Below are 23,582 nucleotides of genomic sequence, written 5' to 3'. Positions count from 1 at the left end.
CAAAAAAAAGTAGCCACAACGAATCACAAAACACTAAAAAACAAAGCATTAACAATCTAAAATAACAAGAAAAAGTAGTAGATCAAGAAAGGTTTCAGTACATTTTTCCGGGGATATTCCCTATTTTGGAAACCATTTCTTCAAACTCATTGCGGGAAACCGCCGCTTTATTTCTTGCCTGTGAACGGTAGTTATAAATTGTACTGATAGAGTAACGGAGGAATGCGGCGATCTTTACACTGTCGGTAATCCCCAGACGGATCAGTGCAAAAATACGGAGTTCCGTATTCAGCAGGTCACCATGTTTGGGAACGACCTGCTCATCTTTAATCAGCAGCGAATTGAAATCCTTCACAAAAGTGGGGTAAAGATTCAGGAAAATACGGTCAAAATTCTTGTACAATTCTTCCAGTTCCTGATCCACCAGGGTAGTCGACTTGAGCATTTTAAACAACTCTGTCAGCTGTTTTTCCGTAGCCTTTTTGTTCAGGGATTTACGGTAATTTTCCAGCTTACCAATATAGGCAGAGCAGAGGTCAAAAAAGTGTGCAATATATTCTTCCTTTACATGATTGGATTCTGACAGCTGTGCATTCCGCTCATTCAGCTGGTCATTGGTATTGCTGATATCGGTATTCAGCTCTGCCAGTTTTTTACTGCTCAGGTCAAGCTGTTCCTTGATCTTTGATACCTTTCTCATTTGCTTGTACACATACATCACGGCCAGGATAAGAAAAATGGAGAGGAAGCTGATCATTAAAAGGTAGGTCTGCAGCTGCTCTTTTCCTTTTGCTTCCTTATTCAGATAGGCGGTATTGATAATGGAAAAGATCTCGGACATCTGCAGCGTGCGGAATTTAACATTGCAGAAAATGGCGTCTTCAATGGCTGACCGGGTACACTGAAATGCCTGGTCAATATGGCCTCTTTCATAATAAATCAATGCCAGGTGCTGCATGGAGGCATTGTCCTTTATCGAGTTCCTGATATCAGCAATTGCTGAATAAGCGTAATATTTTTCTTCCAGTGCTTTATTCTGCTGCAGTTCATAGGTCCTTCCCAGCAGATACACGATCATGGCATAGTCAGTATCGTTCTCTTTAACCGTTTTCGACAGTTCAAGAAGACTTTTCTGGGCTGCCCTGAGCTGCTGCCGGTGGAAATCCTTTTGCACCAGGTTAATCTTGTAGGCCACGGAAGAAGGCGAAAGGACTTTCAGTAAGGAATCGCGGTAGCGTTCTATCGACTGTATATAGACATCACTGTAAATGTTGGTGGAATAATGCTCGAAGAACTGGATATAACTCTCATAATAGGCGGGAAGCAATCTCGCTGCGAGCTTATCTTTAACTATACTTTTAAGGATCAGCTCGGATTCCCTGTATCTCCCTGATGAGGAATAGAGGGTGGTCAATTGTAATTTCGCCAGATCAGCGAGTTCCTGGTTTTTTAGGACGCCGGCAATTTGCTGGTTTCTTTCCACATAACGTATCGCTGAATCCAGCCTGAACTTCCGGTATTCCTGGAACAGCAGCTGATTGCAATCATATTCTCCCTGTAGGGATAAGTTACCCGACAGGATACGCTTCAGGCCAGCTATTTTCTCTTCTTTCTGCCGTACAAAATAAGGCTTCTTCACTAAAGCCTCATTCAGTCTGGTATAAATGGTATCCTGTGGAGCACCATGTACAGCGAAAGATAAATGGAAGAAGAGAAAAGACAGAAAGATATTTTTCACAAAGCCGTTATATGACACAGGACAAAGATAGGCATACTTTAGCTTATGACAGGATGAAAAAACAAAAGGCCGGATCATTTTCATGTTGATCCGGCCTTTTGTTTTAGCGTTAAAATATGCTGAATAAGGCACATTTTATTCCATTTTACCTGTAATGTACCGGTAGCTGGATTGTTTGTTCTCATAATTTGTATAAGAAGTCACCCCATCACTGAGTGCCTGCTGATAAGCCGCCTGGGCATCCATTAGTTCTGTGATTCCCGCCAGTCCGCTGGAATAATTATCATTCGTCACCTTCAGGTTTTCTGTAGCCTGAGCGATACTTTCATTGGCAAAGACAATCTGTTTCTGTGCATCCGTAAGGTCGTACCAGCTTTTCATGATCCCCACCTTCAGTTTATTCTCCCCATCAATAAAATTATTCGCTGCAATACGCTCACTGATTTCCCGCTGCCTTACTTTTTGTTTACCATTGCCCCATAGTTCTGAAACCGGTATACTCACCGTCCCAAAAGCCAGAGGCATAAACGTACTTCCAATGCCTCTGTCGATCACACCGGCCTGTCCTGCATTTACCCCTACCGCAATACTTGGCAGCAGATCAGCCTTACTGAGCCTGGTCTGCAGTTTCTCTGCCTCTATACTCTTTTGCAGCAACTGGTAATCATTGTTTTCATTTAAGTCCAGACTAGGTTTTGCTTCCTGTAAACGGTGCAAACCAGTTTTTGGCTGTGCTGCCGGACTTCCGGCAATGTTAAACGTGTCCCTGGCAATCAGCAGGGAATCAAACGGAATACCTACGTAGAGGCAAAAGTCGAGCCGGGCAACTTGCTGTCCATTTTCCAGCTTACTCTTGTTCAGTAACAGGCGGCTGCGCTGAACATTGACCTTCAGCAAATCATTTCGCGCAATCAGGCCCGAAGCAAGCATGTCCTTTTGTTGCTTCAATACCTGGTCAAGGAATTTTTCATTGGCCAGCAGTGTTTTATGCTGTTCCTGTAAATCCACCAGGTTCCAGTATTTCTGTTCCGTCTGTAGCAGCACGGAATCTTTCGATTGCCTGGCCCGGATACGGCTGACTTCAACCTGCATGGCTGCCAGTTTATTTGCGGTCGCAATCTTACCGCCTGCATAAAGGGGCTGTAAGGCCGTGGCACCTGCGAAATAGAAGTTATTGATCCCCTGCGGCACCAATGGTGCACCTATGATGTCTTTAAAAGCATAAACACCAACTCCCGTCACACTTACCGAAGGCAGATAGCTGGCTGCTGCCCCTTTCTTACCGGATTCAGCAGATTCAATGTTCAGCTGTCCATTTTTAATGGCCTTACTGTACTCCAGGGCAGCCGTTTTACTTTGTTGTAAGGTGATGCTATGCTCCTGAGCTACAGCAGCACTACCAATGAATAGAGATATACTTAAGAATATAATACGCATAGTCAAATTTTAAACGGTTTCCACTTTATGATGATCAGCCTTCTCCAGGTCTTCCTTCCTGAAGAACACCCAATATAAGGTGGGCAGTACAAACAGGGTCAGTAGCATTGAAAGCATCAGACCGAAACAGATCACGGTTCCCAAAGGTCCCCATAGGGAAGAACGACTGATGATCATTGGGATAACCCCAACCGCAGCAGCAGAGGAAGTTAAAAAGATAGGCCTCATCCTGCGTTCTGCAGCAAAAATAGCGGCATCTTTCACCGACATCCCTTCTTTATGCCGCATTTCTTCTGCAAAATCTATCAGGATAATTCCATTTCTGACTACAATTCCACAGAGGGCAAGCAATCCGATAAATGAAGTAAATCCAAAAGGATAGTTCATCAGGAGCAGTCCCAGGGAGGCACCGAAAATGCTCAGTGGCATAGTTGTGATACTCAATACAGCATGTTTTACACTCTTGAAATGCCAGATCAGTACAAGGAAGATCAGCACAATACTCAGCAGCAGGGACAGTCCCATCGGAACAATATTCTCCTCCTGCATTTCCTGTTCACCACCATAACCAAGAGTCACCCCTTCCGGAAGTTTTACCTTTTCCAGCTGAGGTTTAAAATCCTTCATCACGCTCGCAGCAACAGCATCTTTATTGATATCCACCCTTACCGTTAGCGTCCGTACTCCATTGCGGCGTACAATCTGTCCTTCATTCCAGTCGGCCTTGATAGCTGCCACCTGCCTCAACGGCACCACGCTATGCGTTTGCTGTGAAGCAATGGAAAGATCTCTCAGGTCGCCGACCTTCGTCCTTGTTTGCGCATCTGTTTTCACTTTCACGTCCATGGTATAGTTGCCATCCCAAACCCGCGTGGCTGACAGTCCTTCCATATTCATGGCTACCGCATTGGCAATATCATTTTTAGACAGGCCCAGCCTTGCAGCCTCATCATTCTTTATATCAAGTGCAATGCCTTCCTGCATTTCTTCATAATCGGTCCTTACCCAGGTCACATGAGGAACAGTTTTGGCAATCTTTGCCAGTTCATACCCGGTCTTTTTCAACGTTGCAATATCATTTCCGGAAAGCCTGAATTCAATAGGTGCAGGTGTAGGGATCATGTTCAGCTGTTTCATCCGTACATGAGCACCGGGAGAAATATCACTGTATTTCTGCTCGTACTCCGTCAGCACTTCTTCTGTCACCTCCTCAGAAGTCGTATTGATCAATATCTGTGCATAGTTTTTTGCAGGAAGGTTCGGTGCGTATACCGTATGGAAACGTGGTGAGCCTGAACCTATAAAACTGGTGTAGGAAACGATGCGTTCATCTTTAGACATTACCGCTTCCATTTTTTTCACTACGCTATCCGTCTGTTTCAGGTTGCTGCCATCGGGCAGGTAAATTTCTATTGCAAACTGATTACGGTCTACTTTAGGAAACAGCTGCTGGGGCAGGATACTCATAAGGTACATCCCAATAAGGACAGAGAGAATTCCGAAGAAAATGGTCATTTTATAATGATCAATGGCTTCCCCGATATGGTGGTCAAAAAACGACTGCAGTCTGTCCAGCATAGACTTTTTACCTTTTTCCTTTACTTTATCCGGGTCATGCAAGCCTTTCTTGATGAACCTGGTATTGAAATAAGGCACCAGTAACATGGAAATAACGAGCGACAAGACCAGTGCAATAATAATGGTATAAGGGAAAACACTGATAAAATCTGCTGCCACACCTGTCATAAAAAATGCGGTTGGCAAAAAGGTAGCAATGATGGCCAGTGTAGCGGTGAACACAGATGGAAAGAGTTCTTTGGCACTCTGTCTTGCCGCATCCCAGATAGACTGGCCATGGTCCAGTTTCTCCACATGGTTATCAATCACCACAATCGGGTCATCCACCACAATTCCCAGGACAATAATCAAGGCGGCAAGGGTAACCGTATTTAGTTCAATCCCAAAAAAGTACATGATACCCAGGGTCGCTGCAATCGTAATGGGAATAGTTGCCGCAGCAACAGAAGCAATGCGCAATGGCAACAGCATCATGGTCACCAGGACCACACCAATCAGTGCATACAGGAACTCCTTCATAAAATGACTGATGGAATCATCAACCACGGCTGGCTGATTCGCCAGTCTGCTGATCTTAATATCTGCAGGCAGTTTACTTTCCAGCTCTGCGAGCTTTTCATCTACCTTCTTACCGAACTGAACGATATTTCTTCCCGCTCTCATTTCCATAGAAATGACAATACTTTTCGTCCCGTTCGCCGTCACATAGGAATCCGGGTCTTCATATTCCTTTTTGATCAGCGCCACATCTTTCAGGCGGACAATATTTCCTTTGCCGTCATTACGGATAATCTGGCTGGCAAGGTCTGTTTCAGACTTAAAGAAGGTATTCAGGTGGATCGGCCTGTCGATCACCTCTCCATCGAGAGAACCTGCGGGATTGATGGCCCCTTCATTTTGCAGTACCTGCATAATAGATCCTGCAGATATGCCATAAAATGCCAGTTTGTTATTGTCCACATATACACCAATCTGCTCCTCCAGGTTTCCGGTATGACTGATCTTGGCGACATCCTGGATGGTACGTATACCATCTTCCAGCTCTTCCACATGTTTCTGCAAATCCTTGTAAGGTCTGGTTTTGGATTCAACGGCCAGTAAAACTGCCGAAGTGCTTCCAAAATCACTGTTCACCAGGATCCCCCTCACTTCTTTCGGCATCTGCGCCTGGAGTACAATGGCCCCATTTTTAATCTTGTTCCAAAAAGCTTTGGTATCAGGTCCGTTTACCCTTCCCTCTACCTCCACAAAGATATACATCATGCCATCCCTTGAATAGGAATAGGTCTTTGACTTATCCACTTCATTGAAGCCGAACAGGTATTGTTCCACCTTCGAGGTCAGCTGCTGCTCCACCTGCTTCGCGGAAGCACCCGGATAGACACCAATAATCAACCCTTGCCTGATGGTAAATTCAGGAAATTCATTTCTTGGCATATTAAAGAGACTGTAGATCCCGAATGCCACAATCATAAATGCCATGGACAAGGGTACAGATTTGTACCGCATTGCCCATTCTATAATACTATTGTTATCTTTAGTCATAAATCAGCTGCAAAGGTTATTTAACGATTTGAATTGGCGTATCATTGGTCAGGTGGTGGTACCCTGTAATGATTAATTTCTCTCCCTGCTGTAAGCCGGAACTGATGGCTATGCCATTGTTAAAAAGTTCGCCTGTTTTTACATTTTTCCTGATCGCCTTGTTTCCCTCTGCATTGGTCACGTATACAAAATTCACATTGTTCTCATCGATCTGAACGGCCTGCACGGGTACCACAATTGGCTCCTGTCCTGCCTCATCTTTCCCTGAATCTTTCTTTTTATTGTTGAAAAGGATAGTGCATACCATTCCCGGTTTCAGCTTGTTGTTCCCATTGGACAGCAGCACCTTCACGGTATAGGTCGGGATTCCCTGTGCGGAACTCACCGCGACTTCATCCACTTTACCCTCAAGTTTAAGGTTCTGCAAGGCCTGAATGGTTACTGCAGCCTGGTCGCCTTTTTTGAACTGATTAATTTCGGCCTCAGGAATGGCAATATTGACTTTCACCTGTGAGATATCCAGCAGCTGCACTACAGGGACACCTGGTGCAGCCGTTGCACCGGATTCTATTCTTTTTTCTCCAATATATCCGCTTTGGGGAGCATAAAGCCTGGCGTGCAGAATATTCTGGTAAGTGGCTTTAGCTGCCGATGAGGCTTGCTCTGCGTTGGATTTAGCTTCTATCATCTTGATTTCAGCAATACTCCCTTTTTTAAATACTTCTGCCACACGCAGGGAATTCTCCCGTGCAAGATTGGCCTGCGCCTGCTGTGCATTGTATTGATTACGGTATACCGTTTCATCGACTGCAGCAATCAATTGCCCTTTAGTTACATATTGTCCCGATGAGACAGGAATATTTAATACCGTTCCGGAAACCTGGAAGCTCAGATCTATCGTTTTATTTGCGGTGATGGTTCCGCTGTAACTGATTGCACTTCCTGCCTGATCTTCACCACCTATCGTCAACGTATTCACCTTTACCGGAGCAACCGTCTTCATTTTATCACTTTCATTGTTGCAGCCTGCAATAGCTGCACACAGGATCAACATGGCTGAAAAGCCTCTTCTGCTTAACTTCATAAATTTAAAAATTGTATCAGGTGGTGTAAGATATATAGTAAAAGTATAATTTTTATTTAAGGCCCTTGGCAATAATAAGAACCAGGCGCTCTAACTGTTTGATTTCCACAACCATATTTCCGAATAATAGTGCGTCAACTTCCAGGTTTCTCATGCCCAGGACTAAAGAGCGTGCCAGAAAATCCAGTTCAGCGGCCTCAATCTCCGCAACGTCGCCATTCTCTATTCCAATCACCAGAATCTGATATACAAGGCTGATTTCTTCATTCTTGAGGACATGAGTTATCTTGTTCAGTATCTCCGGTGAAACACGTATATCACTCACCACATGCTCAAACTGATCAATCAGCAATTTCAGCTCATTGAGTTTGACCAGCTGAAAGTCCCACAGGTTATCTTTCAGGTTTTTATTTTTCTGTATTTGTTTTGATGCTAAGGCCAGTATTGCTGAAAGAATGTCCAGCATAACGGCATCAAATACCTCTGTCTTGTTCTTAAAATAATGGTACAGCGTACTCCTGGACTTCCCACTTGCTTTGGCAATGTCTTCCATTGCAATCTTGGTAAACCCATATCGTTTAAAAGCCTCTTTAGAAGCCGCTATAATTTGTTGTTTTACATCAGTTGTAGATTTCACACTACAAAAGTACATTTTTTGTCGAAACGTCGATAGAAATCGTCTGATATAATTCCTAAAAGTTTTAAAAACCACAAAAAAGAAGCACTTCGTAATATTTTTAACTCGTTCAATCAACATTTTTTGAAATTACTGTGGTATATTTGATTTTGCATTTCAGCTGTGATCCATACGCCCACCCTCCCATTTAATATATTGTCTGACAATTGTGTATACCTATTTGCGGAACAAATAGCCTCAGAATTTTATATTTCTGTTAAACCGACCATGAGGTAATGCAACTAAAGGTACCGACAGCCATTAAAAAGATTGTACACCTGATTACCGGTGATACGAAACATATGAAACTGGAGCACAGGATCTTTAACTTCATCAGCATTATAGGGATCCTCATTATTGGATATAATGTTCCCTTCAGTTATTACCTGGGACTGAAATCTACTGCCTTGCTCTACTTTGTCATGTTTTTTGGCCTTTGCCTGGCTTATTACTATGCAAGGATGAGAAAGAGGTATAAGAGGGCCATCTTTTTATGTTCCATCCTTGTCCTTGCCACGCTTACAGGGACATTCTTTATCACCAGTGGCGTAAATGGGCCTGGTCTCCTGGCACTGACCATCGGTTTTTTCCTGATCATCATTATCTCCTCTGAAAAACATTATTGGATCTGGACTTCTTTGTCCGTACTGACAGGAACAGGATTGATTGCAGTGCATTACTTTTATCCGGCATTGATTTCCTCTCCGTATGACAACAGGGCAAGCTTATTTATGGACCTGGCATCTTCTTATGCCATTGAGATCCTCGTCATTTTTGCAGGTTTATTCTACCTGAAGGCTGCCTACTACCAGGAGAAGCTCTCAGCCGAAGTACGTGCAAGGGAGCTCGAAAAAATGAATGATGAGAAAACTAAATTTTTCTCGATCATCTCCCATGATCTCCGTGCCCCATTGGCCTCCATACAAAGTTATATGGAAACACTGAAGGTTTTTGAAATGGAAAGCGAAGAACGCAAGATGCTGGAACATAAATTGAGTAATGCCGTTTCGGGTACACAGGAAATGTTAAACAACCTGTTGTCCTGGTCTAAATCACAGCTCAGCAGCAGCAAGGTAAACCTGTTGCCCTATCCCATTGATGAGGTACTTGTCCGCCTGCTTCATAACCAGAAGGTTGCCGCCACAGAAAAAAATATAGCACTTAACTTTGACATTGATTCTTCTATCGTACTGTTATGCGACATCAATATGCTTCAGCTGGTCATCAGGAATCTCACGGGGAATGCAATCAAGTTTACCCCCGAGTATGGAAAGATTGAGATCAGGACATTACGTTTGGAGGAAAAATGCCTGATTTCCGTAAAAGATACGGGGAAAGGCATCGATCCAGCGAATAGCGCTGCCGTATTCTCCTTAAAAGCAGAGTCTACCTATGGAACGGCCAACGAAAAAGGTATAGGCCTGGGACTTTACCTTTGTAAAGAATATACCAAGCTCCAGCATGGGGAAATCTGGTTTGAGAGTAACAGGGATAGCGGATCTGTATTCTATGTATCCCTACCCCTGTCCAGCTGAGCCCGGTATCCCGACCGTTAGGTTATAGGATCCATTTCCCCTACTTCAAAATTAAGCAGTGCTTTTTCCTCCCCATTGATAATAATCGACAACTGATGCCTGCCTGTATGGTACTTCCGGGTGGTAATTATTTTAAACGGTTGTTTCCTTCTCACGACGGCTTTCTCTTCAGCGGCATACACCCTTTCGCTGATCTTGAAGACCTTTCTCGCCAGGTGCCCTTTCGCCTTCATGTAATACACCCCATATTCGAGCCTGACTAGCTGCGATGCTTTATTTTCATTGGTCAGGGCAAACGAAAATTCCAGGGCCTCCCCTATTTTCAGGTCGGGCGTCAGGATTTCAAAATCAGACAGGGTAATGTGTTCACTGACGAGGCCATACTGTTTTAAAACTTCCGCATTCCCCTGTTTCAACAGTGTGCGGCAGCCATGTTTAATCACCGCATCGGTTTCTTTGCTGGTTCCTTTCCACCTGGCAGCCATTGCAATCACAATATCCGGGTGATCCTTTGCAATATCATTGATATTATTGGCCACACTCCTCCTTACCCATTCCGAGGGATCATTTTTCATGTTTTCCAATAAGGGAAGAATGGGTGCAGGGTCTTTCTTCAATCCCGGAAGGGCCATTGCCCAGGGTAACCGTGGCCGGCAGCCTTCACTGGCCAGACGCCTCACCTTATGATTTTCATGGGCTGACCAGAGGGTCATCTGGTCAATCATACGTTGCCCGTATTTTAAGATAAACGGCCTTACTGCAAATTCACAGCTGATAAATTGGGTAATGTTTTCAAGGGCTTTCACTGAAGTCTCAAAGTCGTCCAGTCCATACGTTTCTATATAGTCCGGAAAAAAGATAAATACGAGACTATCTTCAGTAACTTGTGCGGTCTTCAAACGGGCAATGATCGTCTCAATAATCGCACTGGCTGCAGAAAAATCAGCCGGCATAAACTGGTGGAATACCCTAGTGGTATGTTTCAGTCTTTCCTTCCATTCCATGTGCACAAACTGATCATCCAGTATGTTTTCCATAAACTTATCCTTGGAAAACAAAGGAACAACCGCTGCGATGGTATCTGCAAACCGGGAATAAAATGCTGGAGAATAAATATCTTTAATTAAGCCCATCCCCTTATTTGTCTATAAATAAGTCACTGCTGAGGTATCTGTCTCCACGGTCACAGGTAATAAACACGATCGTCCCGGAGCTCAACTCCGCAGCAAGCCTGAGTGCACAGGCCAGTGCCCCACCACTGCTCATTCCCGCAAAGACCCCTTCTTTTCTGGCCATTAACCGCGCATATACCGATGCTTCTTCTTGGGAAACATCCATCACCCTATCTACCCTGGAGGCATCAAAAATCTTTGGCAGATACGCTTCGGGCCAGCGCCTGATCCCCGGTATAGAAGATTCTTCCGTTGGCTGGCAGCCGACGATCTGAATCTCCGGGTTCTGTTCCTTCAGGTACATGGAATTGCCCATGATACTTCCAGTGGTGCCCATTGAGCTGACAAAATGGGTAATCTCCCCATGGGTATCCTTCCAGATTTCTGGCCCGGTGGTTTTATAATGTGCCAGGTAATTATCAGGATTAGCAAACTGATCCAGCAAAAAGTATCCTGGCTGACTGCTTTTTTCTTCTGCATAATCGCGACAGATTTCTATAGAATCGAGCAAAGTTACCTTTGCACCGAAAGCTTCCATGGTCAGCGTACGTTCGCGGGTAGAGTTTGAGGGCATGACCAGCTCAATTTCAAGTCCGTATATGCCAGCGATCATGGCCAGGGCAATACCTGTATTCCCACTGGTCGCTTCTATTAAACGTGTTCCCTTTGTGACTTCACCACGCTCCATTGCACTGCGGATCATATTCAGGGCTGCCCTGTCCTTTACGCTTCCACCGGGGTTATTCCCTTCCAGTTTAGCGAAGATCTTCACATTGGGGTTTGGGTTTAACTTCTGGATTTCTACCAGTGGAGTATTCCCGATAAATGATATAATATTTCCCATTTGCTTTTCTCTAGTCTTTATTTTTTGTTTCTATAACTTTCATGGCCGACTGGTGATATACTGTTGAAAATGAAGGAACACTTTTAGTTAACCAGACATTTCCTCCAATGATACAATTCTCTCCTATAAAGGTATCGCCCCCCAGTATGGTTGCGCCGGAATAAATGATCACGCGATCCCCAATGGTTGGATGGCGTTTGGTATTGGCCATATATTTTTCTACGCTGAGTGCGCCCAGGGTAACGCCCTGGTATAATTTCACATGGTCACCAATCTCTGTCGTTTCGCCGATTACAATACCGGTACCATGGTCTACAAACAAGTATTCCCCTATCCTGGCTCCGGGATGGATATCAATCCCTGTGATAGAATGCGCATATTCTGTGAGAATTCTCGGAATCAGGGGGACACCGAGCTGCAGCAGGAGGTGTGCAATTCTATAAATAGACACGGCAAGAAAACCCGGGTAGGTACGGATGATTTCAAACTCACTGCCTGCTGCAGGATCACCATCAAGTGTAGCCGCAATGTCGGTATTCATTTTGCGGTATAATTCAGGCAAACCTTCGTAAAAGTTAGCCGCAATCAGTTCATGGTTACAATTTCTGCAGGCTTTCGTTGCATTCAGGATACTTAGCAATTCTTTTTCAGAATCGGTAAACAGCTGCCTGATCTGTTCCAGGGTGAATTCAGGACGCGTAAGTCTTTCCGGATATACCAGGTTCAGTAAGTCCAGTACCCAGTCGGCTATTTCCTTATTGGAGCACACAGGCTCTATCTGCCCCTGTTTCTGGTAAATATGAAGATAAAATTCTTCTTTCATTTCTTTTGGTTTGTAACTCAGTTAGAGAATCGTTGAAATTTAGAAAAGCAAAGTTTAAGTTGAGGAACTGTTAATCAGGTGAATTTCTGGCTTTGTTGCAGGTAATCTGATGTCATTGGCAGCCAGCGTATCAATTATTTTTTCATAATTGCTGTGGTAAACAGGCCAAAAGTTAGCATTCAGGGCCCAGGCACGTACCTGTAATACGATAGCCGTATCAGTTAAGGAACCAACCAGGACTACCGGTTTCGGCTCCTGAAGAACCAGTTCATCACTGACCAATACCTGTAATATAATTTTGCGCACCTCATCAATATTCGTATCAAAGGAAAGATTAAGCTTATACTCAGCCTGCCTGATTTCATTATCTGAGGTATTATTGATGACCGCATTTGCCAAAGGCCCGTTAGGGGCATAGATGGTTGTCCCGTTACCTGCTTTTAAAGTGGTATACAAAATATCAATTTTCAGTACTGTCCCTGATACATTATTACTGGAAGTAATAAAATGGCCAACCCTGAAGGGTTTAAAAAGTAAGATCAGTACACCTCCGGCAAAGTTGGAAAGGCTACCCTGTAACGCAAGTCCGATGGCCAATCCCGCAGCTCCAAGTATCGTCATGAATGAACCGGTTTCTATCCCGACCATGGACGTGCAGCTGATAATCAGCAACACATACAACACTACATTCACAATACTGATCAGGAATTCGCTCAGGGAAATGTCAATATTATTGCGGTGGAAACGGTTGTGTAGAAACCTGATCAGCTTCTTAATCAACCAACTGCCCACAATAAGCAATATGATAGCCATCACCACACTTGGCAAATGGCTGACGATAATATCTAGAATTCTATCCGAATAGATTTCAATTTTGTTCATCCTTTTTTTTCTTCAATGGGGGTTAAAACAACGTATTTTATACAATAATACAAAGATACATCACTATTCAATGACCTGGGGGACTGTTATCATTTATGTAGTGGAAAAATTGACCGCCGTTTTACTTAACTCAGCTGGAAAATCTATAGTGCCTGTTATTCTATTTTCTTCTATAATTAGGGCATAAACCGCAACTGCGGGAGGAATAAATAACTATTCATTCAAACAAGAATCATTTTTTGTTGTACCTATTACAGGTAACCTGAGAAATAAAATAGATGAAATACATATTTACACCACTCTTATTGACATTCATGTTCGGTTTTCAGGGATTTTCTCAGCATGTTCCTATCCAGACATTTAAAGCAGCAAAAGACATTTATCTTGTAGGGGACCGCACATTTTCCTGTTTTGTGATCACTACAGCAGGAGTAATTGTGATAGACCCCCTGGATTCCGTACATGCTGTTGCGACGATGAAGGCCATCAGAAAAATAACAGATAAACCCATAAAACAGGTGATCTACAGCCACAATCACTGGGACCACATTAGTGGAGGTCAAATCTTTAAAGAGGCAGGGGCAACTTTCCTTGCCCACCAGCAGGCAGCAGAAAATATAGAACCCAGTCCAAAAGTTATCTTACCGGACAGTACATGGACCGGTCAGCGTTCTACATTTACATTGGGTGACAAAACTATCGAGCTTTACTTTTATGGGAGAAATCATGGAGATGGGATGACCTTATTTCGTTTCCCTGAACAAAGAGCTTTATTCGTGGTAGATCTGGTGGTTCCAGACCGGGTTTTATATGCCTACCTGCCGGATGCCAAACCCAAAAACTGGTTGAAACACCTGTATGAAATACGGAAACTGGACTTTGATACACTATACATGGCCCATGTGAGACCCATAGGTACACGCAAAGACCTGGACCTCAACATTAGTTATTTTGAAGACCTCTATGCCGCTACTGAAAAAGCCATGCAGGACGGCACCCCATTTTTTGACATCCCCACTAGCGTAAAAATGCCGCAGTACGAACACCTGATGAACTATAAAGAGTGGCTCCATATGAATGTATGGAGAATCCTTATGGAAAAATCTATTGGAAAATAAGAGATGGTGCATCCCGTAGACACCTGATGCAATGCACCTTAACTCCCACCCAGCTTCGTTTCAGCAGCATAGGATTTCCAGAGCAGGTATCCACCGGAAAGATTAAAGACCGTACGGTAACCATTCTGCAGTAAAATCTGCTGGGCGAGATACCCTCTCTGCCCTTTTTGGCAAAAGATATACAAAGGGGCATCCCTTGGGATCTTTTTGATCTTTCCTCTGATTTCATCCAGCGGTATATTCATTGCTTTTGGTATGGATCCCCCCATAAATTCATCAGGTGTGCGGACATCAATCAGTACACTGCCCGGGCTAATATACTTCACATCGGTACACTGAAAGATTTCCGAGCGCTTCAGCAGGATATTTTCCGCCACAAAACCAGCAATATTTACCGGATCTTTCGCAGATGAGAAAGGTGGAGCATAGGCCTGTTCAAATTCTACAAGGTCATCAATAGTCCCCTGATTCTTGATCACCAGGGACAGGATATCTATCCTTTTATCCACCCCTTGCCCGCCAACTACCTGAGCACCCAAAAGTCTCCCGTCTGCCGGAGAGAAAGCCAGCTGGACAGTCATTTCCATTGCACCAGGATAATAGCCTGCATGGGAACTACTGTGCGTAGTGGAGACGATATGTGCTATTCCTGCTGCCCTGAGCTGCCTGGACGACAGACCGGTAACGGCAGCATTTAAGTCAAATAATTTTAATATAGCCGTTTGAATTGCTCCGCAATACTCCTGACTATTGCCAAATACGATATTATTTGCACAGATGCGGCCCTGTTTATTTGCGGGCCCTGCCAAATAAGTGCTCACACTCTTTCCTGAAATAGGGTTTTTAAAGAGGATCGCATCCCCCACCGCATAAATATCAGGATCTGAAGTCTGCAGATAGCGATTGACCTCAATTCCTTTTCCTCCTTTTCCCAGTTTAAGTCCTGCACTAGATGCCAGTTTAACATCTGGCGTAACGCCCAATGCCAGAATGACAATATGGGTTTCAATGGACTCAGAAGAGCGGAGAATGACATGAATTCCTTCTTCTCCCTTCACAAAGGCAATCACTTCTGTATCTAAACGAAGATCGATGCCTTTGGAACGGATATGTTCCTGGAGGATAGCTGCCATTGGGAAATCGGCCGGTGGCAGCACCTGGTTTCCCTTTTCAATAATCGTTACTGAAAATCCTGAAGCATGTAGATTTTCCGCAATTTCCAGTCCCACAAAACCAGCACCAATGACCACTGCTTTTCCAGATGGATATTGTTCAGCATAGGTTTTGATCGCATCGGTATCATAGACATTCCTCAGGTTAAAAATACCTTTCAACCCACTTCCTGCACTTCTTAATTTCAGGGATTCAGCTCCAGGCGATAAAACAAGTTTATCATAGCTTTCATCATAGGACCTGCCTGTAGATAAATCAATAGCCGTTACTGTTTTATTGCGGGAATTGATTGCCGTGATCCTGGTATTGATCCTTACCTGTATATTAAAGCGCTGACTAAAAGTATCTGCCTTTTGTACAAAAAGCTGGTCCCGCTCTTTGATAATATTTCCAATATAATAGGGCATTCCGCAGTTTGCATACGAAATATACTCACCTTTTTCAAACATAATGATTTCCGCCTTTTCGTCCAGTCTCCTGAGCCTTGTTGCAGCGGTTGCCCCTCCCGCAACAGCACCGATGATTACATACTTCATTCCTTTTATATTATAAAGCAAATGAATGGAAAATTATTGCCCTAAAATATAACCTGCGTTACATATTATTATAATATCACTTTAATTTTTAGTGATATCTATCATTTATCACTGATATTAAAGATTTTACATATAATTCTATTTTAAAACTTGTCATCTGACGTCAAATAACAAGTTTTAAACCACCTCAATACTTCTTATGGGTCAGGGTTGAATCACAAAATACTTCAGTCCCAAAGCCTTGCTGTCCGCCTCACGAACCTGATTGGCAAGATTCACATTGTCAGCAAGCTTCTTGCCATAGGATGGGATCATCTGCTTAAATTTCTGCTGCCATTCCGCCGAAGCGACCCGACCGGGAAAACATTTCTTCAGTAAGCTGAGCATGATATCCACTGATGTTGAGGCTCCCGGAGAAGCTCCCAGCAGTGCAGATAAACTGCCATCGGATGCAGTCACGACTTCGGTACCGAACTGTAATATTCCTCCATGTTCCTTATCCTTTTTAATAATCTGCACCCGCTGTCCTGCTGTTTCCAGTTTCCAATCTGCTGCCTTTGCCTCAGGATAGTATTCCTGCAGTGCTTTCAGGCGTTCTTCGTCAGATTGCATCACCTGCCCCACAAGATATTTTGTCAGCGGTATATTGTCCAGTCCTGCCGACATCATCGGGCCAATATTCTTAAGAGTAATCGATCTTGTTAAATCAAGGTAAGATCCCTGTTTAAGGAACTTACTGGAGAAACCGGCATAAGGGCCAAATAACAATGCTTTTTTACCATTAATCACCCGGGTATCCAGATGGGGAACCGACATTGGAGGGGAGCCCACCCCTGCTTTTCCATACACTTTGGCGATATGCTGTGCAATCACAGCATCATTATGGCACACCATCCATTCTCCACTCACCGGGAAACCTCCAAATCCCTTTCCTTCCGGGATCCCGGATTTCTGGAGCAGGCGCAATGCACCACCACCGGCACCAATGAAGACAAATTTAGCTTTGATATTTCTTTCTTTTTTTGTGGCCCTGTCTACCACAGTTACCATCCAGGTACTGTCCGCATTCCTTTTCATGGTTTTCACCTCATGGTTTAACGCTACTTTCACCCCTTCAGCATTTTTCAGGGCACTAATCATTCCCCTCGTGAGGTTCCCGAAGTTCACATCCGTACCGATATCCATATGTGTTGCCGCAACTTTCTGTGTCCTGCTTCTCCCTTTCATCACCAAGGGCATCCATCTCGCCAGGCTGTCATAATTCTCAGAATATTCCATCCCTTTGAACAGGACATTTTTCTGCAATGCCTGATATCTTTTCTTCAGATACACCGTATTTTCATCGCCCCATACAAAACTCATGTGGGGCACATTATTGATAAATGTATGGGCTGCCGGTAGTTTTTTCTGCTGAACAAGATAGGCCCAAAATTGCTTGGACACCTCAAACTGCTCGTTTATCGCTATTGCCTTATGGATATCGATACTGCCATCAGGCATTTCAGGCGTATAATTCAGTTCTGCAAGTGCGGAGTGCCCTGTTCCCGCGTTGTTCCAGGCATCCGAACTTTCAGCTGCTACAGCATCCAGCCGTTCGTAAATATTAATCTTCAACTTAGGATCAAGTTCTTTCATCATCGTGCCCAAGGTTGCACTCATAATACCTGCACCAATGAGTACCACATCAGTTTCCTCCTCTGCCGCCTCTTTTTTACAAGCGCCCAATAGCACACTGGCTATCAGTACAATAGATAATATTTTTTTCATGTGTTGTGTGTGTTATAAATTGTTCTTTTCACTGTTTGAAATCACGACCGTTGCTACGCCATGACCTATCGTGTTTGTGATGGCTCTCGCTTCACTCATAAACCGGTCGATGCTCAATAAAATCGCTAAGCCCTCTACCGGTATTTTATGAATAGTCCCCACTGTAGTCGCCAGTGCAATGAAGCCCGTACCAGAGATGCCCGAAGCTCCTTTAGAAGTGACCATGATCACCAGCACGACACTCAGCAGCTCCGAAAAGGAGAAAGTAACATTGTACAGCTGAGCGAGGAAAATCACCGACATCCCCATGTAAAGCGAAGTCCCTGTCAGGTTTAGAGAATTCCCCGTTACCGTAACCAGTCCTACTACCGATCGCAGATACCCCATATTTTCCAGCCTGTCCATCAGTAATGGCAAAACAGAAGTGGAAGAGGAAGTACCCAGTACCCATAACAGCTCTTGCTTAATCGCCTTCAGGAAACTAAACATATTTACTTTGTAGAGAGCAAGTACACCACCAAGTACAGCGAATATAAAAATGAAGACTGCTATATAGGTGCCCGCAAGGAGTTTTCCGATAGGGAGTAAAGTATCTGCTCCGAATTTTCCTACAGTATAGGCAATGCCACTGAAAGCTGCAAATGGAGCAAAAAGAAAAATATACCTCAATATCCGGAATACCATATGGCGGAGGTAGTCCAACACTCCTATTGCTGCTGTTTGATGCCTCGAACGGTTAATGATTAAGCCAATAACAATAGCTGCCAGGAGGAAATACAGGGTATAACTGGAGATCAGGTGACTGGTCCAGCTGCTGCTGACCCTTGCTGTAAAATTCTCCGGAAGCATAGAGCTGAATTCAGCGCGCGCCATTTTTCCCGGACGGATCAGCAGTGCACTGCAAATGCCAAATACGATGGCTATAGTGGTGATGAGCTCAAAATAAATAAAAGACTTTAAACCAATCCTTCCGGCTCCTTTCAAATCTATAAGACCTCCAAAAAGCGTAACTATGGTTAAAAATATTACCGGAGCAACAAAGGGCTCAATGATAGACACAAAGACTGTGGCAATAAACTTTGTTTTAATGGCAAAAGCAGGGAAGAAAATTCCTGCCAGTACGCCAAAAGTAAGGGCAACAAGAATCTGTAAACTCAGATATTTACTGAATTTATCAAATAACCTGTCCGCTTTTTCTAGTATGCTCAAATGGTATTCATGGATTAATTGTAAATCAGGAACTAATATACATACGGATAAATTCATTACCTGGTCTTTATTAATGGGGCAGCCCTTTTAATGTCTTCGCCTGCGGCATCCGCATATTGGGCGAAGTGTCCGGCAAATAACCCTGCCAGTTCCGCAGCTTTAGCATCGTACTCCGCCCTGTCTGACCATAAATTACAGGGATCCAGGATTTCTGATGGCACACCGGGACAGGATCCGGGCATGGCAATTTTGAAAACCGGATGTGTGGTATACGGCACTGCATTGAGATCTCCCCGAATTGCCGCCGCAATCAGGGCCCTGGTATATTTCAGACTGATCCTGTTTCCAATACCATACATTCCTCCAATCCATCCGGTGTTCACCAGCCAGACATTAATTTCAGGGTTTTCCTGTAATTTCCTACCCAGCAGACCGGCATATTTCAGCGGGTGCAAGGGTAGAAAAACCCTTCCGAAACAAGCAGAGAAGGTCGTCTGCGGTGAGGTGATCCCCATCTCAGTACCTGCAACCTTAGCCGTATATCCAGAGATAAAATGGTACATGGCCTGTTCAGTATCCAGCTTACTAATGGGAGGAAGGATGCCAAATGCATCGCAGGTAAGAAAGAAAATATTGGACGGTTCTGCACCAAAGGAAGGCTCTTTAGCATTGTCAATGAAATGGATAGGATAAGCAACACGTGTATTCTCCGTTTTTTGGGTATCACTGAAATCTACCAGTCCAGTTTCCTGATCTACCACTACATTCTCCAGGAGTGCTCCCGGTCGTATCGCAGAAAAAATTTCCGGTTCCCGTTCTGCATTGAGGTCGATTGCTTTTGCATAGCAGCCCCCTTCAAAGTTAAACACGCTACCTGCTGCCCAGCCATGCTCATCATCCCCGATCAGGGCACGTGAGGCATCGGCACTCAGCGTCGTCTTACCTGTTCCGGAAAGACCGAAAAACAAGGCTACATCTCCATCCGCCCCTTCATTTGCCGAGCAATGCATACTCAATACCCCATGATTTTGCGGCAACAGGAAATTTAAAACACTGAATATCCCCTTTTTCATTTCGCCGGTATAAGCAGAACCTCCAATCAGGATGGTCTTCCTGCTAAAATCAACTATCGTGAAATTCGACTGCCTTGTTCCATCCATCAGGGGATTGGCTTTGAATCCCGGTGCCTGAAGAATCAGCCATCCCGGTTCCAAAGTCAGCAAATCCTCATCTTCGGGCCTTAAAAAAAGTTCGTAACAGAATAAATTGGCCCAGGGCGTTTCATTCACCACACGGATGTTTAACCTGTATTCCGGGTCCGCACATGCATAGGCATCCCTTACCCATACTTCTTTACCCTCCAGGTAAACAAGCATTTTCTGGTGCAACCTATCGAAATCTGCCGAAGAAATAGGCCTGTTTACCTCCCCCCAGTCCACCGTGTCCGCCGTAAGCACATCCTTCACAATAAATTTATCCTTGGGAGAGCGCCCGGTAAATTCCCCGGTGTCTACACACAAAGCGCCGGAATGGTTCAGGATTCCCTGTCCCAGTTCCAGACTTTGCCTAACCAACTCTTCTGAGGATAACTGGTAGTGTACCCGTTTTCCAAACTGCAGTAAATTACCTTTCGGTGATGTTTCTGATTCAGTCATTTGTTAATGATTTAAGGTGATTACTTCTTCTTTTTTCCGTAGTGCTGGCATTTCTTCTTTTTTCTCCGCTAACTGTTCCGGATGAAATTCCTTCTCGCTCCTGGCGATGACAATAGTAGCTACCCCATTTCCAATGATATTGGTCAGCGCCCTCGCTTCACTCATGAACTTGTCCACTCCAAGCAGGAAGGCCAACCCCTCTACAGGGATTTTATGGATAGCGGTAAGTGTAGAAGCCAGCACAATAAACCCACTGCCGGTCACACCGGCCGCACCTTTAGAGGTAACCATTAAAATGCCGATGATACTGACCATCTCAAAAGCACTCAGGTGTACGTTGTATAACTGGGCAAGAAAGATAACCGACATGGATAGGTAAATGGAAGTTCCGTCAAGATTAAAAGAATAACCTGTAGGGACGACAAGGCCCACTACTGACTTACTGCAACCCATTTTTTCCAGTTTCTGCATGATGGAAGGGAGTGCAGATTCTGAAGAGGAAGTCCCCAATACCAGCAGCAATTCTTCTTTGATATATTTGATAAACTTCCAGATACTCATTTTATAGTATCTCATGATTCCACCGAGAACAAGGAAGATGAAAAGCCCCATGGTGAGATACACTGTACCCATCAGCTTGGCCAGTGGTACAAGCGTATGCAGTCCGAATTTACCAATAGTATAAGCCATCCCTCCGAATGCACCCAAAGGAGCCAGGTACATCACATATTTCAAACCGGTAAAAACAAGTTTGGAAACTTTCCCAAGTCCGGCGACAGCAACCATACGGTATTTGGAATAGTTCAGGATGATCCCTGTCAGGATCGCCACGAGCAAAACCTGTAAGGTCAGGTTACTCAAAAAGAATTCCATCCAGCTGAATCCTTTGGCAGGTGCGGAAGTATACTTTGAGGCATTCTCGATCTGAAGATGGCTCTTGTCAATATTCCCCGGTTGAATGAGTACAGCCATAAGGATGCCTATAGCCAGAGAGAAAGTGGAGACAACCTCAAAGTAAAAAAGTGCCTTCACGCCAATACGGCCTACCTTTTTAAGATCACCCATCCCACTAATTCCCAGTACAATGGTCAGGAAGATAATTGGTGCGATAAATAGTTTAATGATCTCTATAAACGTTTTGCCTATGATTTCCATTTTCACAGCAGTTGCCGGCGCATAGCTGCCCAGGATGACACCGGCAATAATGGCGATCAGTACCCAGAAGGTAAGGTTGCTGAGAATCCGCGAAACCATACTGGTTTTAGCTATCGGATTTTTAGGGTCAGGTGTTGGATGAGTTACATTCATTTGGTTTGGTTAGGTTTTGAATACGGTTCTACTGGTCAGCACGGAGCTGCTTTTAATTCATGCTTATATTTTCTTAGTCTATACTGACATGGTACATCAATACATACATCATTTTTCTATCCGATACCTTGAGTTCATTATTGACAGTCGTGTACACAGGCCTGCTTTGTGCATTCAACACAAACTTAGAGGCATGGCCTTTCATCAACAGGGTTAAACCCAGGTCATAGGTAAACATGGGGTCGCCCAGCCGATCAAATTTGGAATACTGGAATGCTGCAGCAGGCATTAACCGGGTTGTCTTTTTCTGCTGACTAAAATAAGGGAGTGTATAACCTGTTTGCAGGATAAAACTATTGCCCGTACCTACTATAGGATAGCTATTTCCGGAGCCATTAAATGATGCGGTCTTCGTGTCCACACCATTCGCCATATTATTTATTCCCAATGAACGGGTATAATTAGGCCCGTAATCATGGTGGAAAACTGCTGCGTATACGTTAAAGGCAGTTCCCCTCTTTTTATCTACTGGTGTATCAAAAAATATATCTGCGCTGAACAATCTCATACTGTTCAGCACGGTATCCTGATTGTTCAGGTGCCATAGTGCATTCTTCTGATATTCCGCCCCAATTCCCAGGGCAAGAACCTTTTTATTTCCCAGGTAACTGCCTGCTGAAGTAGAAAAAGTATTGCTTTCTTTTTCAAAAAACTGCCATTTGACATAACCCGAAAGGGTTGGCTTTACTGCCAGGTTATTGAAAGAAGAGATATGTTGCTGAGGTGCTGCAGGTGAGATGATATAGGGCCTGGCTATACTCAGGCGATAGTCCAACCTGCCCAGTTGTCCTTTGGCATAAATATTCAAGCTCCTAAGGGTTAAATCTGTACGGTTTACATTACCCAACGTAAGAAAAGGGACATCATACAATAGTGTAGAAGTTGGGCCGGCAGCAAAGCGCGTCAGCCCTTTCCAGCTGGACCGTCCCGCACCAATCTGAACGTGAGGATTAAACTGGTATTCCCCATAGGCATCCAGTACGTCGAAGGAACTTTCATTATTGGACAGGTTAGTCACATTGGTACTTCCAGCCTGGAATACGATCAGGAATTTATCCATCGGTACCATGCTCATTTTAAAGCGTAATCTCCTCAAAGAGAAATCAGACGTGTTTTTTATCACGCTCTCATCGATTTTTGAGCCGGGGTTCATCTCTGTATACCTTGCCCAAACCTGGGCATAGCCTCCAAATTTGATGTAATGTGACCGGTCGTCGTTTAAATAATGAATTAAAGGTTTGTTGGTGTGCTTATCACGTTCTGCAGCAGGCCTGTCCTGTGCTAAGGCCGGGCTGCACAAGCCGGCGACCAGGAGGGCACCAAGGGAAACCCAGAGGCACAATAACTGGCAGATGGAAATAATTATAGCAAAAGACTTTTTATCCGTCATATGGAATTCTTTACTTATTCACGTAAAATAGTTTAGATTCGTAATTTTTATA

17 protein-coding genes are annotated in these 23,582 nt (G+C 44.1%); 2 read left to right on the top strand and 15 right to left on the bottom strand.

Going from position 1 to position 23,582, the window contains the following annotated elements; genetic code table 11:
* Positions 1-94: 94 nt before the first annotated feature.
* The 5 genes from ACSBL2_RS04710 to ACSBL2_RS04690 form a co-directional block, all read right to left on the bottom strand.
* Positions 95-1,738, bottom strand: coding sequence for a DUF6377 domain-containing protein (locus ACSBL2_RS04710; RefSeq protein WP_442590511.1), 1,644 nt, complete (start codon positions 1,736-1,738; stop codon positions 95-97).
* 135 nt (positions 1,739-1,873) lie between these two features.
* Complete coding sequence (locus ACSBL2_RS04705) at positions 1,874-3,175, bottom strand: TolC family protein (RefSeq protein WP_442590510.1); 1,302 nt, start codon at positions 3,173-3,175, stop codon at positions 1,874-1,876.
* Positions 3,176-3,184: 9 nt separating this feature from the next.
* Positions 3,185-6,298 carry an efflux RND transporter permease subunit gene (locus ACSBL2_RS04700; protein WP_442590509.1) on the bottom strand — a complete coding sequence of 1,038 codons (3,114 nt, stop codon included), beginning with the start codon at positions 6,296-6,298 and terminating at the stop codon, positions 3,185-3,187.
* A gap of 16 nt (positions 6,299-6,314) precedes the next feature.
* Entirely contained in the window at positions 6,315-7,382 is a 1,068-nt protein-coding gene (locus ACSBL2_RS04695) for an efflux RND transporter periplasmic adaptor subunit (protein ID WP_442590508.1), read from the bottom strand.
* A 52-nt stretch (positions 7,383-7,434) separates the two neighbouring features.
* The gene (locus ACSBL2_RS04690) at positions 7,435-8,019 is read right to left on the bottom strand and encodes a TetR/AcrR family transcriptional regulator (protein ID WP_442590507.1); all 585 of its coding nucleotides are present in this window, start codon (positions 8,017-8,019) and stop codon (positions 7,435-7,437) included.
* A gap of 275 nt (positions 8,020-8,294) precedes the next feature.
* On the opposite strand from ACSBL2_RS04690, the gene ACSBL2_RS04685 reads away from it, so the two are divergent.
* Positions 8,295-9,593 carry a sensor histidine kinase gene (locus tag ACSBL2_RS04685; protein WP_442590506.1) on the top strand — a complete coding sequence of 433 codons (1,299 nt, stop codon included), beginning with the start codon at positions 8,295-8,297 and terminating at the stop codon, positions 9,591-9,593.
* 17 nt (positions 9,594-9,610) lie between these two features.
* Here ACSBL2_RS04685 and ACSBL2_RS04680 read toward each other — a convergent pair whose 3' ends face one another.
* The 4 genes from ACSBL2_RS04680 to ACSBL2_RS04665 are packed head-to-tail and all read right to left on the bottom strand — an operon-like array spanning position 9,611 to position 13,314.
* Positions 9,611-10,726, bottom strand: a complete 1,116-nt coding sequence (locus ACSBL2_RS04680; RefSeq protein ID WP_442590505.1) for a DNA alkylation repair protein — start codon at positions 10,724-10,726, stop codon at positions 9,611-9,613.
* Positions 10,727-10,730: 4 nt separating this feature from the next.
* Positions 10,731-11,609: a cysteine synthase CysM gene (gene cysM, locus ACSBL2_RS04675; RefSeq protein WP_442590504.1), complete on the bottom strand. Its 879-nt coding sequence runs from the start codon at positions 11,607-11,609 to the stop codon at positions 10,731-10,733.
* 10 nt (positions 11,610-11,619) lie between these two features.
* Complete coding sequence (gene epsC, locus ACSBL2_RS04670; protein WP_442590503.1) at positions 11,620-12,432, bottom strand: serine O-acetyltransferase EpsC; 813 nt, start codon at positions 12,430-12,432, stop codon at positions 11,620-11,622.
* A gap of 54 nt (positions 12,433-12,486) precedes the next feature.
* Positions 12,487-13,314 (bottom strand): mechanosensitive ion channel family protein, encoded by an 828-nt coding sequence (locus tag ACSBL2_RS04665; RefSeq protein ID WP_442590502.1) that lies wholly within the window; start codon positions 13,312-13,314, stop codon positions 12,487-12,489.
* 278 nt (positions 13,315-13,592) lie between these two features.
* On the opposite strand from ACSBL2_RS04665, the gene ACSBL2_RS04660 reads away from it, so the two are divergent.
* Entirely contained in the window at positions 13,593-14,432 is an 840-nt protein-coding gene (locus tag ACSBL2_RS04660) for an MBL fold metallo-hydrolase (RefSeq protein WP_442590501.1), read from the top strand.
* 38 nt (positions 14,433-14,470) lie between these two features.
* Here ACSBL2_RS04660 and ACSBL2_RS04655 read toward each other — a convergent pair whose 3' ends face one another.
* From ACSBL2_RS04655 to ACSBL2_RS04630, 6 genes are all read right to left on the bottom strand, one after another.
* The gene (locus tag ACSBL2_RS04655) at positions 14,471-16,141 is read right to left on the bottom strand and encodes an FAD-dependent oxidoreductase (protein ID WP_442590500.1); all 1,671 of its coding nucleotides are present in this window, start codon (positions 16,139-16,141) and stop codon (positions 14,471-14,473) included.
* Positions 16,142-16,345: 204 nt separating this feature from the next.
* Positions 16,346-17,908 (bottom strand): malate:quinone oxidoreductase, encoded by a 1,563-nt coding sequence (locus ACSBL2_RS04650; RefSeq protein WP_442590499.1) that lies wholly within the window; start codon positions 17,906-17,908, stop codon positions 16,346-16,348.
* A gap of 12 nt (positions 17,909-17,920) precedes the next feature.
* On the bottom strand, positions 17,921-19,117 hold the full coding sequence (locus tag ACSBL2_RS04645) for a cation:dicarboxylate symporter family transporter (protein ID WP_442590498.1): 1,197 nt from the start codon (positions 19,115-19,117) through the stop codon (positions 17,921-17,923).
* Positions 19,118-19,173: 56 nt separating this feature from the next.
* Positions 19,174-20,772, bottom strand: a complete 1,599-nt coding sequence (gene pckA, locus ACSBL2_RS04640; protein ID WP_442590497.1) for a phosphoenolpyruvate carboxykinase (ATP) — start codon at positions 20,770-20,772, stop codon at positions 19,174-19,176.
* Positions 20,773-20,775: 3 nt separating this feature from the next.
* Positions 20,776-22,080 (bottom strand): cation:dicarboxylate symporter family transporter, encoded by a 1,305-nt coding sequence (locus ACSBL2_RS04635; RefSeq protein ID WP_442590496.1) that lies wholly within the window; start codon positions 22,078-22,080, stop codon positions 20,776-20,778.
* A 73-nt stretch (positions 22,081-22,153) separates the two neighbouring features.
* Positions 22,154-23,530 carry a hypothetical protein gene (locus ACSBL2_RS04630; protein ID WP_442590495.1) on the bottom strand — a complete coding sequence of 459 codons (1,377 nt, stop codon included), beginning with the start codon at positions 23,528-23,530 and terminating at the stop codon, positions 22,154-22,156.
* Positions 23,531-23,582: the final 52 nt, after the last annotated feature.

It is taken from the genome of Pedobacter sp. AW31-3R (assembly GCF_052180285.1).
Classification (GTDB): Bacteria; Bacteroidota; Bacteroidia; order Sphingobacteriales; family Sphingobacteriaceae; genus Pedobacter.
This window is presented reverse-complemented; position numbering and strand designations above follow the sequence as displayed.